This is a genomic window from Aeromonas sp. YN13HZO-058 (assembly GCF_001921245.1).
Lineage (GTDB): Bacteria > Pseudomonadota > Gammaproteobacteria > Enterobacterales > Aeromonadaceae > Aeromonas > Aeromonas allosaccharophila.
Genome location: NZ_MQSY01000040.1, coordinates 1 through 17,306, shown reverse-complemented (window position 1 = coordinate 17,306; position 17,306 = coordinate 1). Strand labels below are relative to the sequence as shown.

The 17,306-nt window shown below is 62.2% G+C and carries 14 protein-coding genes; 9 read left to right on the top strand and 5 right to left on the bottom strand.

Annotated features, from left to right (window positions below; translation table 11 throughout):
* Positions 1-115: 115 nt before the first annotated feature.
* The 5 genes from BSP75_RS09505 to BSP75_RS09485 all read right to left on the bottom strand — a co-directional run bounded on the left by BSP75_RS09505 (position 116) and on the right by BSP75_RS09485 (position 5,130).
* A complete protein-coding gene (locus BSP75_RS09505) occupies positions 116-895 on the bottom strand; it encodes an SDR family oxidoreductase (protein WP_075112987.1) in 780 nt (259 codons plus the stop codon).
* A gap of 52 nt (positions 896-947) precedes the next feature.
* Complete coding sequence (gene mmsB / locus BSP75_RS09500) at positions 948-1,868, bottom strand: 3-hydroxyisobutyrate dehydrogenase (protein ID WP_075112986.1); 921 nt, start codon at positions 1,866-1,868, stop codon at positions 948-950.
* 51 nt (positions 1,869-1,919) lie between these two features.
* Positions 1,920-3,032, bottom strand: a complete 1,113-nt coding sequence (locus BSP75_RS09495) for an enoyl-CoA hydratase/isomerase family protein (protein WP_075112985.1) — start codon at positions 3,030-3,032, stop codon at positions 1,920-1,922.
* A gap of 18 nt (positions 3,033-3,050) precedes the next feature.
* On the bottom strand, positions 3,051-3,833 hold the full coding sequence (locus BSP75_RS09490) for an enoyl-CoA hydratase (protein WP_075112988.1): 783 nt from the start codon (positions 3,831-3,833) through the stop codon (positions 3,051-3,053).
* Positions 3,834-3,972: 139 nt separating this feature from the next.
* Positions 3,973-5,130, bottom strand: coding sequence for an acyl-CoA dehydrogenase family protein (locus BSP75_RS09485; RefSeq protein WP_075112984.1), 1,158 nt, complete (start codon positions 5,128-5,130; stop codon positions 3,973-3,975).
* 319 nt (positions 5,131-5,449) lie between these two features.
* Between BSP75_RS09485 and BSP75_RS09480 the strand changes: the two genes are divergently transcribed.
* The 9 genes from BSP75_RS09480 (at position 5,450) to BSP75_RS09440 (ending at position 17,189) form a co-directional block, all read left to right on the top strand.
* Positions 5,450-6,592, top strand: coding sequence for an isovaleryl-CoA dehydrogenase (locus tag BSP75_RS09480; RefSeq protein ID WP_075112983.1), 1,143 nt, complete (start codon positions 5,450-5,452; stop codon positions 6,590-6,592).
* Positions 6,589-8,190 carry a carboxyl transferase domain-containing protein gene (locus BSP75_RS09475; protein WP_075112982.1) on the top strand — a complete coding sequence of 534 codons (1,602 nt, stop codon included), beginning with the start codon at positions 6,589-6,591 and terminating at the stop codon, positions 8,188-8,190. Before BSP75_RS09480 ends, BSP75_RS09475 begins: the two co-directional genes overlap by 4 nt.
* 10 nt (positions 8,191-8,200) lie before the next feature.
* Entirely contained in the window at positions 8,201-9,055 is an 855-nt protein-coding gene (locus BSP75_RS09470) for an enoyl-CoA hydratase-related protein (RefSeq protein ID WP_075112981.1), read from the top strand.
* A gap of 109 nt (positions 9,056-9,164) precedes the next feature.
* Positions 9,165-11,135 (top strand): biotin carboxylase N-terminal domain-containing protein, encoded by a 1,971-nt coding sequence (locus BSP75_RS09465; RefSeq protein ID WP_075112980.1) that lies wholly within the window; start codon positions 9,165-9,167, stop codon positions 11,133-11,135.
* Positions 11,132-12,100 (top strand): hydroxymethylglutaryl-CoA lyase, encoded by a 969-nt coding sequence (locus tag BSP75_RS09460; RefSeq protein WP_075112979.1) that lies wholly within the window; start codon positions 11,132-11,134, stop codon positions 12,098-12,100. The genes BSP75_RS09465 and BSP75_RS09460 overlap by 4 nt, the downstream gene beginning before the upstream one ends.
* A 2-nt stretch (positions 12,101-12,102) precedes the next feature.
* The gene (locus tag BSP75_RS09455) at positions 12,103-12,513 is read left to right on the top strand and encodes a MerR family DNA-binding transcriptional regulator (RefSeq protein WP_075112978.1); all 411 of its coding nucleotides are present in this window, start codon (positions 12,103-12,105) and stop codon (positions 12,511-12,513) included.
* A gap of 36 nt (positions 12,514-12,549) precedes the next feature.
* Positions 12,550-13,311, top strand: coding sequence for a transporter substrate-binding domain-containing protein (locus tag BSP75_RS09450; RefSeq protein WP_075112977.1), 762 nt, complete (start codon positions 12,550-12,552; stop codon positions 13,309-13,311).
* Between the two features lie 52 nt (positions 13,312-13,363).
* Positions 13,364-16,366: a DUF748 domain-containing protein gene (locus tag BSP75_RS09445; protein ID WP_075112976.1), complete on the top strand. Its 3,003-nt coding sequence runs from the start codon at positions 13,364-13,366 to the stop codon at positions 16,364-16,366.
* Positions 16,367-16,592: 226 nt separating this feature from the next.
* Positions 16,593-17,189 carry a GPR1/FUN34/YaaH family transporter gene (locus tag BSP75_RS09440; RefSeq protein WP_042062716.1) on the top strand — a complete coding sequence of 199 codons (597 nt, stop codon included), beginning with the start codon at positions 16,593-16,595 and terminating at the stop codon, positions 17,187-17,189.
* Positions 17,190-17,306: the final 117 nt, after the last annotated feature.

Below are 17,306 nucleotides of genomic sequence, written 5' to 3'. Positions count from 1 at the left end.
ATGATGGTAGACCTCAAGGTGATGGCCTACTTCAAGATTAGCCTTTCAACACGTAATTGGGACAGCGCCATAAAAAAGCCCCGGTGGAAACACCGGGGCCCCATGGTGTAAATCTCTATAAACGCAAACCGCCATCCAGTTCTATCATCCGTCCCGACAGATAGTCGTTGGCAAGAATAAAGCTCACCGTCTCGGCCAGCTGTTGCGCCTCGCCAAGGGTGCCGACCGGAATGGCCTGCTGCATCCGCGCCATCGCCTCCGGCTTCATCGCCGCCGTCATGTCGGTGGCAAACACCCCGGGGGCGATCCCCATCACCCGAATACCGTGGCGCGCCAGCTCCCGCGCCCAGGTCACCACCAGCGAGGCAACCCCCGCCTTGCTGGCGGCATAGTTGCTCTGGCCGATATTGCCGGCGCGGGCGATGGAGGAGATGTTGATGATAACGCCCCCCTGCCCCCCTTGCGCCATCAGCGCCGCCCCTTCACGACCGCAGAGGAAAGTTCCGGTGAGGTTGACGTCAATCACGCTCTGCCACTGGGCCAGCGTCATCTTCTCCACCAACTCACCCTCTTTCACCTTGATCAGCATGCCATCGCGCAGAATGCCAGCGCAGTTGATGAGGCCGTGCAGCACGCCAAAGCGCCCCTTAATGGCGGCAAAAACTGACTCAACCTCGACTTCGCTCGCCACATTGCAGACACACAGCTCGCACTGGCTATCTTGATCGCACTGATCATTCTGACTGCGCACCATGGCGGCGGTCGCCTCCAGATCGGCGCGATTGATGTCGAGCAGCGCCAGCGTCGCCCCCTGTGCGCCCAGGGCCAGCGCAATGGCTCGCCCCAAGCCGCGTCCGGCGCCGGTAATAACGATGACCTTATCTTTGATATCCATCAATGCTCCTTGTAGCTGGTCGAGGGGAGATGCCTTGAAGAGAGGTGGCCCGTCAGGCGGGATCCTGTTTATCCAGATAGAGTTCGACAATGCTGGAGAAATCCCGACTCCCCTGCCCCTGGGCGGCATGCAGGTTGAACAGGTTGCGCGCCAGCGCCCCCATGGGCACCGCACTGTGGCCATGCTCGGCCAGCGCCATGGCCAGCCCCAAATCTTTCACCATCAGGCGGGTCATAAAGCCCCCCTGATAGTTACGGGCGGCAGGCACATTCTCCATCACCCCGGGCCAGGGGTTGTAGCGCTCCAGACTCCAGTTGTTGCCGGAGCTCTTGCCCATGATGGTGGAGAGCACGGCGGGATCCAGTCCCTCCTTCACCCCGAGCGCCAGCGCCTCGGCGGTGCCCGCCATATGGATCGCGAGCAGCATGTTGTTGCACATCTTGGCGATCTGTCCCGATCCCAGCGCCCCGGCGTGAAACAGGTTCTGCCCCATGCAGACGAGCAGAGGTTTTGCCGCCTCGAAATCCGCCGCGTCGCCGCCGACGATAAAGGTGAGCGTCCCGGCTGCCGCGCCAGCGACACCACCCGACACGGGGGCATCGATAAAGCGCAAGCCGCGCGCGCGGGCCGCCTCCCCGACCTGACGGGCAGAATCGACATCGATGGTGGAGCAGTCGATCACCAGTGCCCCAACCAGCAGGGCCGCCAGCAGATCCTGCCCGCCTCGCTCACCGGCGCTCTCGCCCAGCCAGAGGCTGCGCACATGCTCCCCCGCAGGCAGCATGCTGATCACCACCTCGCAGCCGGTCACCGCCTCGCGGGCATCCCCCGCGGCGATGCAGCCAGCCGCAATGGCACGATCAATGTTTTCGGCAACCAGATCAAACACCTGCACCGTATGCCCGGCCTTGGCCAGATTGGCCGCCATGGGGCCCCCCATGTTGCCGAGCCCGATAAATCCTATCCTTGTCATCCCGCTTGCTCCTTGCATTGCTGATGGCGGCGTCCGCCGGTTGCCAACCTGTTATTCCTTGCAGGCCAACGGATTGCTTCCCTGCGGCCAGCGATAGAACTCATCCAGCCACTCCCCCTCCGGTGGTAGCTGCTGCCAGCGGGGATCTTTATCCTTGTCGATCAGCCGTGCTCGCACCCCTTCCACAAAATCGCCCTTGAGCACGCAGTTGACCGAGAGGGTCAGCTCCTCGGCAAATACCTCAGCCAGGGAGTGGCGACGAGCCTGCCAATATTGGCGCCACAAAATGGCGCGGCTGATGGGGCTGCCGGTGCGGCAGATCTGCTGCGCCTGCTGGAGCACAGCTTCATGTTCATCGAACTGAGCCTCGAACAGCCGATCCAATACCCCTTGCAACGTGCGCCCCGCCAGCAGGACATCGATTTTCTGTTGATGGGGTAGCAGCACAGGCGCAGGCAAGCGGGCCGCCACCTCACCATGCAATCCCCTGAGCAGCATATCGATCTGCTCACGGGGATCACCACTGCCAGCCCAGTCGAGCACGGTGAGGCGTGACAACAGCGCACTGCGCTCGCCACTGGCGATGGCGTGATCCGCCAGCCCCACCCCAAGGGCATCTGCGCCATTGAAGCGGGCGCCAGTCAGACCAAGCCAGAGCCCCAGTCGCCCCGGCATCCGGCTTAAAAACCAGCTAGCCCCCACATCGGGGTAGAGTCCTATGGTTACCTCCGGCATGGCGAACAGGCTTCTTTCGGTCACCACCCGAAAATCGGCACCGGCAAACAGGCCAATACCGCCCCCCATGCAGATACCGTCCGCCACGCAGATCAGGGGCTTGCGATAACTGTGGATGTGGTGGTCGAGCCGGTACTCCTGCTCGAAAAAGTCGCGGGCATAGCCAAACAGTTCCGCCTCGCTCGCCTCCTGCTTGCGGTAATAGAAGGAACGGATATCACCACCGGCACAGAACGCCTTCTCACCCGCCCCCTGCAGCAGCACACAGACGATGGCGGGATCCTGCTCCCAACGGGTCAGCGTCTGCTGCAGGATCCGGATCATCGGCAGGCTCAATGCGTTGAGAGACGATGGGCTGTCGAGGGTCAACACCCCGATCTGATGGCCATCTTCAGTGGGATGGCAGCTAACCTTGACCGGCTCACTCATAAACGGCTCCGTATGGATTTAATCTGTTGGGCCATATTGCCAGCGTGGTGAGCGTTTCTCCAGAAAGGCGGCCACCCCTTCACGCTGGTTGGCATCGGTAAAGAGATCGAGAAACAGCGCCTGTTCAAGGGGCAGGGCCGCATCGCGCGGGCCGCTGCGGCCCTGATTGATCAGGGTCTTGCAGGCGCGCAGGGCGCTCGGGCTCTGACGCTCCACCAGATGGGCCATCTGGTGCGCCGCCTCCCATGCCTGACCGGTTTTCACTACCTCCTCCACCAGCCCCATCTCATAGGCCAGCGAGGCACTCACCTTCTCGCCGCAGAGGATCATCCGTTTGGCCCAGCCAGGCCCCACCAGCTCGGTCAGGAGCTGGGTGCCACCGGCACAGGGGAGCAAACCGACCGATGCCTCCGGCAGTCCCAGCAGCGCCTGCTGCTCGGCGATGCGGATATCACAGGCCAGTGCCACTTCCAGCCCGCCCCCCATGGCATAGCCATTGATGGCGGCGATGCTGACCCCGTGAAAACGGGTCAGCGCCTCGAAGGCCTTGCCAAAGGCGTCGACCACCTGACGAGCCCGCTCGACATCCCCCTCGACAAACATATTGAGGTCAGCACCGGCGCAGAAAAATTTGTCGCCCGCGCCGCGGATCACCAGCGCCACCACGTCGGGGCGGCTGTCGAGCTCCACCATCATCTGCAAAAAAGCCTGCAGGCTGGCGAGGGTCCAGGTGTTGGCAGGGGGATGGTCGAGGGTGATATAGGCAACGTGGCCATGATATTCGAGTCTGATCCTTGTCATAACATTGTCCTTGTCGATGAAGCTGCCGCCATGATGACAGGCTTGAATGACACCAACCTGTGGCTGGCTCACAAAGCCGAAACCGGCAGACATGGCACAAATCGGATGGCAGGCGACACACCCTTGGTGCGACCACCGGTTAGCCCAGCGACAAGCCGGGGTCGGCCAGCAGGCGGCGCGCGATGATGAGTCGCATCACCTCGTTGGTGCCCTCCAGAATGCGGTGTACCCGGGTATCGCGCAGATAGCGCTCGAGCGGATACTCGCGGATATAACCATAGCCGCCAAAGAGTTGCAGAGCCTCATCGCAGACTCGATAACCCACATCGGTGGCAAAACGCTTGGCCATGGCGCACCAGGCACTCTTGTCCGGTGCCCCGCGATCCAGCTTGTCGGCAGCCTGACGCACCAGCAAACGGGCAGCCGCCAGCTCGGTCGCCATGTCGGCCAGGCGAAACTGCACACTCTGGAATTCGCTGATCGGGCGACCAAATTGCTGGCGCTGCTGCACATAGGCCAGCGCATCATCCAGCGCCTGCTGGGCGGTGCCCACCGAACAGGTGGCGATATTGATGCGCCCCCCATCGAGGGCCTGCATGGCGAACTTGAACCCTTCCCCCTCCTCACCCAGTCGGTAGCTGGCGGGAATTCGCACCCCATTAAACGCCACTTCCCGGGTCGGCTGGCTGTTCCAGCCCAGCTTCTCTTCGGCCTTGCCATAGACGATGCCCGCGCTGTCGGCCGGCACCATAAAGGCGGAGATCCCACTCGCCCCCTCACCACCGGTTCGGGCCATCACCACCAGCACATCGGTGCTGCCCGCCCCCGAGATAAAGACCTTGGTCCCCTCGACAAGATAATTGTCGCCCTCACGCACCGCCCGGGTCTTGAGGGCTGCGGCATCGGAGCCCGCACCCGGCTCGGTGAGGCAATAGGAGCCCAGCAATTCGCCGCTGGCCAGTTTCGGAACCCACTCCCCGGCGACCTCCCCGGGCAACCAGCTGCCCAGCATCCAGCTCACCATGTTGTGGATGGTCAGATACGCCGTGGTCGAGGTACAGCCCATAGCGAGGCGCTCGAAGATGAGGCTCGCATCGAGGCGCGGCAGCTCCAATCCGCCAAACTGCTCCGGGGTATAGAGACCGCAAAAACCGAGTTTGGCCGCCTGCTTGATGGTCGAAATCGGAAACTCGTGTTCTTTATCCCAGCGCGCGGCATGGGGTTTGAGCGCCTCATCGGCAAAGGCGGCGGCCGCCTCCACATACGCCTGTTGATCATCGGTCAGGGTAAAATCCATCTTGTCGTTCGCTCCCTTGTTGCCCCGCGCTGGTTGTCCCGCGCTTATTTTCCCGCGTTAGCGCTTTATGACGCGGCGCCCACACACTGGTCATTCGGATCTGCCACTATGGCGCTGTTGTCGTGGTAGCTGATGACGCTCTCACTACCACCTCTCTATCGACACACAATAGATTAACAATTGATTTACGTTTACGCTAACGTAAACTTAAGGCAGAAGTGAAGTACAAAAATGGACCGACCACTGCCAGCCGTAACGCCGAGTCAGCCGGTCGAACCAACCTTCCTACCCGACTGTCATATCCGCAAGGAGAGCATGGATGCAGATGGATGAGACCCTGAATGCCCTGACCGAACAGGTTGCGGCCTTCTGCCAGAAAGTGATCGCCCCGCGCGCCAGCGAGATCGATCAGAGCAACGCCTTCCCACGCGATCTCTGGCCCCGGATGGGTGAGCTGGGGCTGCACGGCATCACAGTGGCGGAGGAGTATGACGGGGTGAACCTCGGCTATCTGGCCCATGTGCTGGTGATGGAGCAGGTGAGCCGCGCCAGCGCCTCGGTCGGCCTCTCCTACGGCGCCCACTCCAACCTCTGCATCAACCAGATCCACCGCCACGGCACGCCGGAGCAGAAAGCGCGCTACCTGCCCCCGCTGGTGAGCGGCGAGCATGTGGGGGCGCTGGCCATGAGCGAGCCGGGCGCGGGCTCTGACGTGGTCAGCATGCGCCTGACTGCCATGCGCGAGGGGGATCACTTTGTGCTCAACGGCAACAAGATGTGGATCACCAACGGCCCGGATGCCGACACCTTCGTCATCTATGCCAAGACCGATCCCGCCGCCGGTCCCAAAGGGATTTCCGCCTTTATCGTCGAGGCAGGCACTCCCGGTTTCACCACCGCCCAGAAGCTCGACAAGCTGGGGATGCGCGGCTCCAGCACCTGCGAGCTGGTGTTCGACAACTGCCGGGTGCCGCAGGAAAACCTGCTGGGCCCCTTGCACGGCGGGGTCAAGGTGCTGATGAGCGGGCTCGATTACGAACGGGTGGTGCTGGCGGCCGGCCCCCTTGGCATCATGCAGGCCTGCATGGATGTGGTGCTGCCTTATGTGCGTGAGCGCAAGCAGTTCGGCCAGGCCATCGGCGAGTTCCAGCTGGTGCAGGGCAAGCTCGCCGACATGTATACCCGTCTGGCCAGCAGCCGGGCGCTGGTCTACTCGGTGGCGAGCGCCTGCGATCAGGGCCATACCAGCCGCAAGGATTGCGCCGCCGCCATCCTGTTTGCCGCCGAGAACGCCACCCAGATGGCGCTCGATGCCATCCAGCTGCTCGGCGGCAACGGCTACATCAACGAATACCCCACCGGTCGGCTGCTGCGGGACGCCAAACTCTACGAGATCGGCGCCGGCACCTCGGAGATCCGCCGCTGGCTCATCGGCCGCGAGCTGATGGGAGATAATGCATGAGCAGGATCCCCTCCCGTCTCGACACGGCGAGCCCGGAATATGCGGCCAATCGGGCCGCCATGCAGGGGCTGGTCGATGATCTCCATGCCCGCATTGCCGAGATCGCGCAAGGGGGTGGCGCGGCCAACAACGCCCGCCATCAGGCCCGCGGCAAGCTGCTGCCCCGCGAGCGCATCAATCAGCTGCTGGACCCGGGCTCCCCGTTTCTCGAACTGTCGGCGCTGGCTGGCTGGCAGGTCTATGACGAGCCGGTGCCCGCCGCCGGCATCATCACCGGCATCGGGCGGGTCTCTGGCAGGCTCTGCATGCTGGTGGTGAATGATGCCACCGTGAAAGGGGGTACCTACTACCCGCTCACGGTGAAAAAGCACCTGCGCGCCCAGGCCATTGCCGAGCGGTTGCGCCTCCCCTGCCTCTATCTGGTGGATTCCGGCGGCGCCTTTCTGCCGATGCAGGATGAGGTGTTCCCCGACCGGGAGCACTTTGGCCGCATCTTCTACAACCAGGCCCGCATGTCGGCCCAAAACATCCCCCAGCTGGCGGTGGTGATGGGGCTCTGTACCGCAGGCGGCGCCTACGTGCCCGCCATGGCGGACGAGTCGATCATGGTCAGGGAGCAAGCCACCATCTTTCTGGCGGGTCCGCCGCTGGTCAAAGCTGCCACCGGTGAGGAGATCAGCGCCGAGGCCCTGGGCGGCGCCGAGGTACACTGCGCCCACTCTGGGGTGGCGGATCATATGGCCCGTGACGATGCCCATGCGCTGGCCATCGCCCGCACGCTGGTTACTCATCTGGGTAACGAGCCGTTAGAGAGTAGCCCCGGCTACGAGCCCCCCTGCTACCCGATAGAGGAGCTCTACGGTCTGGTGGGCACCAGTCTCAAACGCCCTTACGACGCGCGCGAGCTGATCGCCCGACTGGTGGATGGCTCTGACTTTGACGAATTCAAGGCGCTGTTCGGCACTACACTGGTGACCGGCTTTGCCCGCATTTGCGGCATGGAAGTGGGGATCCTCGCCAACAACGGCGTGCTGCACAGCGACAGCGCCCAGAAGGGAGCCCACTTTATCCAGCTCTGTAACCGCCGCGCCATTCCGCTGATCTTCTTGCAGAACATCACTGGTTTTATGGTGGGGAGTAGCGCAGAAAAGGAGGGGATCGCCAAGCACGGCGCCAAGCTGGTCACAGCGGTGGCCTGCAGCCGGGTGCCCAAGGTAACGATCATCGTCGGCGGCAGCTTTGGCGCTGGCAACTACGGGATGTGTGGCCGCGCCTATGAACCCGACTTTCTCTTTAGCTGGCCTAACAGCCGCATCTCTGTCATGGGGGGCGAGCAAGCTGCCGGGGTGCTGGTGCAGGTGCGTCGGGACAAACTGGCAGCCGAGGGCAAAGACTTAAGCGAGCAGGAGGCCGCCGCCATCCGCGCCCCGGTGATCGAGCAGTATGAGCGCCAGGGTCACCCCTACTACGCCAGCGCACGGCTGTGGGATGACGGCGTCATCGACCCGGCCCAGAGCCGCACCGTGCTGGCGTTGGCACTGGCTGCCTGTCAGGGTGCCCACATTGAACCCGAGCAGTACGGCATCTTCCGGATGTAAGGAGCAACCTATGTCAGATCCACTTACTTCCTCAGCACTTGGCTCTTCAACACAGGGCCCGTTTCGGCTGGAACGGCATGGCCCGCTGGCCGAGCTGGTGCTGTCGCGCCCGGCCCGCCACAACGCCTTTGATGCCGAGCTGATGCTGGGGCTGCTCGACTGCCTCGATGATCTGGCCCATCTCCATGGTCATGATCTCGCCGAACGCCCTCACGCCCTGCTGCTGCGGGCCGAGGGCAAACACTTTTGCGCGGGCGCCGATCTCAACTGGATGCGCAATCTGGCCCACGCCGATTTCGAGCACAATCGCGAAGACGCCCGAGTACTGGCGCGGCTGATGCAGACCCTCGACGAGCTCCCCTTCCCCACGCTGGCGCTGGTGCAAGGGGCCGCCTATGGCGGAGCGCTGGGGCTGATCTGTGCCTGCGATCTGGTGCTGGCCAGCGACGATGCCCGCTTCTGTCTCTCCGAGGTGAGCCTGGGCCTGGTGCCTGCGGTGATCAGCCCCTACGTGGTACGCACCATGGGGATGCGTCAGGCGCGCCGCTACATGCTCAGTGCCGAGCCGTTCGATGCCATCACCGCCTGTCGGCTCAATGTGGCGCATCAACTCTGCAAACCGGATCAACTGCTGGCGGAGGGACGGGCGCAAGCCCTGCGTCTGTGCCGCAACGGGCCGGAGGCGATGAAAGAGACCAAACGGCTGCTGGCGGCCATAGAGGCCCACCCTTCCCGCCTGCACGAAGAGAAAACTGTCGAGACCATCGCCCGGGTTCGGGTGGGACTCGAAGCCCAGGAGGGGATGCAAGCCTTCTTCGACAAACGCCCTCCCGCCTGGCGTCCCCGTTTCAAGGATGAGACATGACCCATCACACCCCGATTAAAGGTCTGCTGATCGCCAACCACGGCGAATATAACCGGAGTGCGGATCAACACGTTTTGCACTTGTGCGCCTTGAACAACAGGGAGCCACAATGACTCATCACACTCCGATTAAGCGCCTGCTGATCGCTAACCGCGGCGAAATCGCCGTGCGCATCATCAAGACGGCGAAACGCCTCGGCATCCACACCATCGCCCTCTACTCCGATGCCGACGCCCATGCCATGCACACCCGTCTGGCCGATGAGGCCTGGCATCTGGGGCCCGCACCGGCCAGAGAGAGCTATCTCGACACCGGCAAGGTGCTGAAGATTGCCAAAGAGGCGCGCGCCGATGCCATCCATCCCGGTTACGGTTTTCTGTCGGAAAACAGCGACTTTGCCACCGCCTGCGAACAGCGCGGCCTGCGCTTTGTCGGCCCAAACGGTGCCGCCATTCTCGCCATGGGCGACAAATCGGGGGCCAAGGCGCTGATGCAGGCGGCCGGTGTACCTGTGCTTCCCGGCTATCACGGCACGGATCAGCGGCCGGACTTTTTGCGCGATCAGGCGAGCCAGATTGGTTTCCCGCTACTTATCAAGGCCGCCAGTGGCGGTGGTGGCAAGGGGATGCGCCGGGTCGACCAGCTGGCTGACTTTGACGAGTCACTGGCAGCAGTCAAACGGGAGGCCACGGCCGCCTTTGGCGACGATCGGGTGCTGCTGGAGCGCTATCTGCCCCAGGCTCGCCATGTTGAGGTGCAGGTGTTTGCCGATAGCCTCGGCAACGCCATCTATCTGGGGGACAGGGACTGCTCCTTGCAGCGACGCCACCAGAAGGTGATTGAAGAGGCGCCCGCCCCCAACATTCCTCCGGCTCTGCGCCGCGCCATGGGGGATGCAGCCGTGGCCGCTGCCAAGGCCATCCACTATCAGGGGGCGGGCACCATCGAGTTCCTGCTCTGCAAGGATGAGTTCTTCTTTATGGAGATGAACACCCGGCTGCAGGTAGAGCATCCCGTCACCGAAGCGGTGACCGGACAGGATCTGGTGGCCTGGCAACTAGCGGTGGCCGAAGGCAAGCCACTGCCACTCACCCAAGAGCAAGTTGTGCTGCGCGGCCACGCGGTGGAGGCGCGCCTCTACGCCGAGGATGTAGCGGCCGGTTTTCTGCCCGCCAGCGGGCCCATCCACTGGCTGCACTGGCCGGATGGCGTGCGCATCGACACCGGCGTCACCGCTGGCGATGAGGTCAGCCCCTATTACGATCCCATGATCGCCAAGCTGATCGCCCACGGCCAGAGCCGCGCCGAGGCGTTCGCCCAACTGGCCGATGCGCTGGCGGCGCTGGATCTCGGCCCGCTGGTGCACAACGGCCCGCTGTTGCTGCGGCTGTGTGAAGAGCCCGAGGTATTGGCCATGCGCCACCATACCCAGTGGCCCATCCCCACCACAGCGCAGCCCATTCCTGAACTCGCCTGGCCGCTGGCCACCCTCTGGCTGGCGAGCCGCCCTGCCGGCACCTCCCCCTGGCAGCATGCCTGCGGGTTTCGGCTAGGGCCGGATCGCTGCTGGACAGTGGCGGTGCGCATCGGCGATGAGCGCCGGGTGCTGACCCTTCACGATCGTGAAGGCCAGTTTGAGTGGCAAGGGGAAACCCGTTGCTACCAAAAAGGCGATGACCATATCCGGCTGCAACAGGGTGGCTGCTGGCAGCAGATCCCCATTCAGACGGTCGCAGGCTCGGAGGCAACCTTCATCATGACCCTGGCGGGCCAGCGCATCCGTTTCGCAGCCGATGATCAGCAGCACAGTCACTACCATGATCAGGCAAACGAGAAGGCGCAGGGTGCCATCGCTCCCATGCACGGCATCGTGGTGGCCGTAATGGTCGAACCCGGCCAAACGGTCAGTAAGGGGCAACCCCTGCTGGTGCTGGAAGCGATGAAGATGGAGCACCAGTTGCGCGCAGAGCGAGACGGGGTAATTGAGGCCCTGCAGTGCAAGCAGGGCGAGCAGGTGAGCCAGGGGGCCGTGCTGGTACGCTTTGCCGAAGAGATAGCCATACAGGAGGATCACCCATGAACCGATCACAGGACGTCCGTGACGACAGGGTCAGTCTGGTGGAGATGGGGCCGCGCGATGGCCTGCAAAATGAAGCCAGCCCGCTGGCACTGATCCAGCGGCTGGAGCTGATCCAGCGACTGGCCGACAGCGGCCTGCAACGCATCGAGGTCGGCGCCTTTGTCTCTGCCAAAAAGGTGCCACAGATGGCAGACTCCGCCGCTATTTTTCAGGCGCTACCGCGTAAGGGGCCAACCCGTTACGGCGCACTGGTGCCCAATTTGCAAGGCTTGCAGGCCGCCATCGCCGCCCGCGCCGACGAGATTGGTCTCTTCACCGCCTGCTCCGACGGTTTTACCCGCGCCAATATCGGCATCAGCGTGGAGGAGTCGCTGGTGCGCTTCGCCCCGCTGGTACAGGAGGCGCGCAGCCTCGGCATCAAGGTGCGCGGTTACCTCTCCACCGTCATCGCCTGCCCGTTCGATGGCCCAACCCGCCCGAAACGGGTCGCCGCCATGGCCGAGCAACTGCTGGATCTCGGCTGCCACGAAATTTCGCTGGGGGACACCATCGGCGTCGGCACTCCGGGCACGGTGGCGCCCATGCTGGATGCTGTACTGCACGAGATCCCGGCGGGGCGGCTCGCGGTCCATTTTCACGACACCTACGGCCAGGGGTTGGCCAACCTGCTGCCCGCGCTGGAGCGCGGTATTCGCACCATCGACTGCTCGGTGGCGGGCCTTGGCGGCTGCCCCTATGCGCCGGGCGCCTCAGGCAATGTGGCGTCAGAGGAGGTGGTCTACCTGCTGCATGGCCTTGGCATGACGACGGGGGTGGATCTCGACAAACTGGCGGCCACCGGCCAGTGGGTCAGCGAGCAGCTCGGTCGCCCCAACGGCTCGCGGGTCGGTCAGGCCCTGCACGCCAATGCCCAGCGGCTGCGTGCCCGCCTCTGCCAGACACTTGCCCACCCACAGGAGTCATGACCATGTCCCGTTCCCTGCCCGGCAAGGAGATCACCTACAGCATTTCGGAATTGGCCCACGAGTTCGATGTCACGCCGCGCACTATTCGCTACTACGAGGACGAGGGGCTACTCACCCCGCTGCGGGAGGGGCAAACCCGCATCTACAACCACCGGGACAAGATCAGGCTCAAGTTGACCCTGCGCGGCAAACGGTTGGGGTTTAGCCTGGCGGAGATCCGCGAGCTGTTCGAGATGTATGACACCGACCGCTCGAGCAAAACCCAGCTCCACTCCATGATCCAGCTCATCGAGGAAAAGCGCGGCGCCCTGCTCCAGCAACTGGAAGATATCCAGATGGTGATGACCGAGCTGGAGGCGGCGGAACAGCGCTGTGTTAATTCCCTTAACAGCTTGAAAAGCGGCGCAGATTAACCGAATCTGGGAACAAGCTATTGCCCTGGGGATCCCATGAGATATTGGTGCTGGTTTTTGCTCTTGTTCAGCCTGTCTGGCTGGAGCCATCCCCTCATCAAGGTTGGCGGATACCCCTATGCCCCCTTCGTGGTCAAGATCTCCGATTCCCACTATGAAGGGCTGACCCTGGATCTCATCGACCAGCTCAACGAGATCCAGCAGGAGGTGAAATTTATCTTTGTGCCCACCTCGGCCGCCAATCGCTACAAGGCGCTCGATCTGGGCCGCTTCTCGCTGATGCTGTTTGAAGACAGCAAATGGGGCTGGCAAACCGACAAGTTGAAGATGACAGCCCCCTTTCTCGGCGGTGGCGAAGTCTATGTGGCCCTGAACAAAGCGGGCCGGGATCAACGCTTTTTCGATGACCCCTCCCAGCACCACCTTATCGGGGTGACCGGCTACCACTACGGCGTCGGCCAGTTCAATGCCGATCCCGTCTACCTGCAGCGCAAGCTCAATATCACCCTGGTCAAGGACAACATCAGTGCCCTGCAAGCCCTGCTCAAAGGGCGCGGTGAGGTGGCCATTATCAACGTCTCTTACCTTAACCAGTATCTGCTGGCCCATCCCGGCACCGCTGAACAGCTGCTGATCTCGCAAAAATGGGATCAGCATTATCAGCACCGCGCGATTCTCCACCCCGCGGCCCCCATTACCCCTGCCCAGCTGGAACAGTGGCTGGCAGCGCTGCAACAAAAGGGTGAACTGGATCGCCTTTGGACAAAGTACGGCGTACAACAGCACGCAACCCCATGATTACTATCCAGCTTTTCTGTACCATGGCGGGAACCAAATGGGAGTGCACCAAATGAACACCACCGAGCCCGCGTCCCCCAAGCCCCGCTTGCTGCGCTACCTTGCCTACGCTTTCCTGCTGCTTCTTATCCTGATCACCCTGCTACTGTGGCAGACCCCTCGCCTGATCCAGCGCTATCTGCCCGGCTGGCTGGCTGAGCACTACGGCCTGCAGCTGACGCTGGGGGAGATTGACGTAGGACTGAGAAACCCATCTCTCACCCTCGGCGCGACTGCTCTGCTCGATGCCAAACAGCAGCCCATCATCCGTTTTGAGCAGCTCTTTATCAGCCCCGACCTGCAAGCCAGTTGGCAGCAGAAAGGGGTCGTGCTGTCCGCCGTCACCCTGACCAAACCCGTGGTGCTGCTGCAACGGCTGGCCGACAAAAAAGGGGACGTTCGACTCAATCTGACCGATGCGCTGGCGACCCTGCTCACCCCTGCGCCCTCCCCCAAGCCCGAGACAACGAGCGCCCCGCTGCTGGTCGATATTGCCAGCATCGCAGTCACTGACGGCCATGTGCGCTATCAGGATCAGCGCAAGGAGAGCGAACCCGGCTGGCTGCCGCCCCTCAATCTGGAAAAAGTGACCCTTAAGCTCGATAACCTGCGCACAGAGGCAAACCACCCGACCGCCTATCAGCTGAGCGCCGCCATCAACGGCAACAGCAGCCTCGCCGCTCACGGCAAACTTGATGTGATGAGCGGCATGGGTCAGGGCAAGGTGAGCCTCAAGCAGGTCGAGCTGAAACCCTTCGCCCCACTCTGGGCCCCCTACCTCAAGCTGGATTTGGCCAAGGGCCACGCCAATGCAGAGGTGGAATACCAGCTCAAAGAGGGCAAGCAAGAAGTGCAGTGGCAATTGTCAAAAGGCAAGCTGACGCTGGACAACTGGCAGCTTAAAAAACACAAGGGCGACGAGTTTGCCCGCTTCAGCCAGCTGGCCCTCAGCGAATTGGCGGTCGATGGCCAGAAACAGTCACTCCAGATCGGCAAGGTGAGCCTAAAGCAACCCATTCTCAAGGCCACCCTCAACGCACAGCAAGAGCTGGATCTGGCGGATCTGCTGATTGAACAGGCCCCCGCCAAACCCGTCAAAGGAGCCAACGCCGCAAACGAGGTGGCCAAAAATGCGGCTCCCAAGTCGACACAACAAGCAAAGGCAGCCGGTAGCGGCAAGAAACACACGGTAGACAAACCCTGGCAGTGGCAAATCAAACAGATCGCCATCGACAAGGGCGATCTCACCCTTACCGAATCGAGCAGCGGCAAGCCGCTGGCACGCCAGCTCTCCGGCCTCAAGCTGGCGCTGGGGCCACTGGGCAGCAAGGGGGAGCAACCGAGCAAACTGACTCTGGCCACCCACTTCAACCAGAGCAGCCCCCTCACCTTTGATGGCCAACTGACCCTGACCCCTTTCGCCCTGAGCGGCGACATCAACCAGCAGGGGCTGCCCCTGACGCTGGCGCAGCCCTATCTGGCTGATTTGGTGCGCATCAAGGTGCAAAACGGGCGGCTGAGCAGCAAGACCCGCCTCGATCTTGCCACCACAACCCAGGGGGATCTGAGCAAGCTGACCCTGCAAGGGGGGCTCGATGTCAACGGGCTCAAGGTGGTCGATCGGGCAGACAATCAGCGGCTGCTGGAGTTCAACACCCTGGCTCTCACCGGTCTGACGTATGACGGCATCAGCCAGCAGATGCGGATCAAGGAGATTGCCCTGAACAAACCCTTCGCCCGCATCGAAATCCACGAGGATGGCACCACCAACCTGCAACAGCTGCTGTTGCCGCAACCGGCTGCGACCAACAGCACTCAAGCGGCTGCAGGCCGCAAGGGCCCCGACTTTCGTTTCACCATCGACCAGCTGCGCACCGAGCAGGGCAACCTGCGCTTTGCCGATCGCAGCCTGAGTCAGGATTTCGTGGCCGATATCGCCTCGCTGGGCGGCCAGAGCCGTCATATCAGCAATATTCCGGGGCAACGCTCCGATCTCGCCTTCAACGGCAAGGTGGATCGCTATGCGCCGGTGACCATCCGCGGCGGTACCAACCTGCTGGTTGCCAACCCGCTCCTCGACATCGCGGTCGCCTTCCACAATCTGGAGCTCACCACCTTTACCCCCTACTCGGGCACCTATGCCGGTTATGCCATCGACAAGGGCCAGCTCTCCATGAAGCTGCACTACAAGCTGGAGGGCAATCGGCTGGAGGGGGATAACGACATCACCATCAAGAAGCTGCAGCTGGGCGAGAAGATCAAGAGCGAGCAAGCCAAAGATTTGCCGCTGGGGCTGGCCATCGCCCTGCTGAGCGATGCCAACGGGGTAATACAGATGAACCTCAAGGTGAAGGGGGATCTCGATCAACCGGACTTCAGCATCGGCAATATCTTCTGGGATGTGCTGGGCAACACCCTGAGCAAGGCGATCACCTCCCCCTTCTCCCTGCTCGCCTCGCTGGCCGATGGCACCGACGATCTCGACGAACTTCCCTTCCTGCCGGGGGATCCCGATCTCACCCCCACCCAGCAGGAGAAACTGGTCAAGCTGGCGCAAGCCCTCAAGGAGAGACCCAAGCTCAGCATGAACATCCGCGGCAAGGTCAACTTCAACGAGGAGCGCCCCATCCTGCAACGGCAAAAGCTGGAGCGGGTACTGGCCAAACTGACCGGCAATCAGGCGGATCTCGACCTGCTGGAACAGGACCCCGCCCTGCAAGAGGCGCTGGCCCTGGCCTACGAAGAGCGCTTTGGCGAAGATCTGGAAGATCTGGCCGATCGGCTCCATCTGGATGAAGAGAGCGCGGCACTGCGGGCCCAGGCGGTGATCCTGCTGCGGGATCAGCAGCTCATCACCGCCAAATCCCTGCGCAATCTCGCCATGCGCCGGGCGCAAAATACCAAGGAGTTTCTGGTCGACCGCCAGGGGATCACCCCGGAGCGGCTATTCGTGCTCGACAGCCAGGTCAAGGAAGAGGACAAGGAAGCCAAAGTGATCCTGACGCTGGATCAGTAACGCCACCGCACTGCGTAAAAAGCGTAATAAAAATACAACCCCTCAACTATTTTGACACCTTTTGCTCACCAAACAGCCTGCCTTGGTGAGCATTTAGCCTCTCATGCAAATAATTACGTAGTTTTTTTACGATTTATCCCCCTTGCCCCCTTGCGGGCGCGCCACAGCCTGCCTAAAATCGCGCGTCTTTTGTTAACCCCCCACCTCTATTTTTGGAGAACGCCACGTGAGCGAAAAATTGGCCAACCCTGCCCCTCTGGGTCTGATGGGTTTCGGTATGACCACCATCCTGCTGAACATCCATAACGCAGGTTTCTTCCCCATCAGCGCCATGATCCTGGCCATGGGCCTGTGCTACGGCGGTATGGCCCAGATCGTCGCGGGTATCATGGAGTACAAGCGTGGCAACACCTTCGGTGTGACCGCCTTTATCTCCTACGGTTTCTTCTGGTTGAGCCTGGTGTTCCTGCTGGTGATGCCGACCATGGGTCTGGCCGAAGCCACCCCGCACGCCTACATGGGCTGGTACCTGCTGCTGTGGGGTGTTTTCACCCTGTTCATGCTGGTCGGTACTGTTAACTACCCGCGTGCCAAGCAGTTCGTGTTCGCCTCCCTGACCGTGCTGTTCTTCCTGCTGGCCGCCCGTGACTTCACCGGCAGCACCCTGATCGGCACCATCGCCGGTTTCGAAGGCATCATCTGTGGCGCCAGCGCCATCTACCTGGCCATGGCCACCGTGATCAACGAGCAGTTCGGCCGCACCGTGATGCCGATCGGCGATCACAAGAAAGCCGCCGCCGTACAGCTGAAAGCCGCTGCCTGATAGGCAAGCCATTCAGATAGTAAAAAAGCACCCTCGGGTTAATGCCGATCAGTTAAGGATCCATTGACCGATCCTGCTGATGTGTAAAAATCCGAAACCTGTTGATTGGTTTCGGAT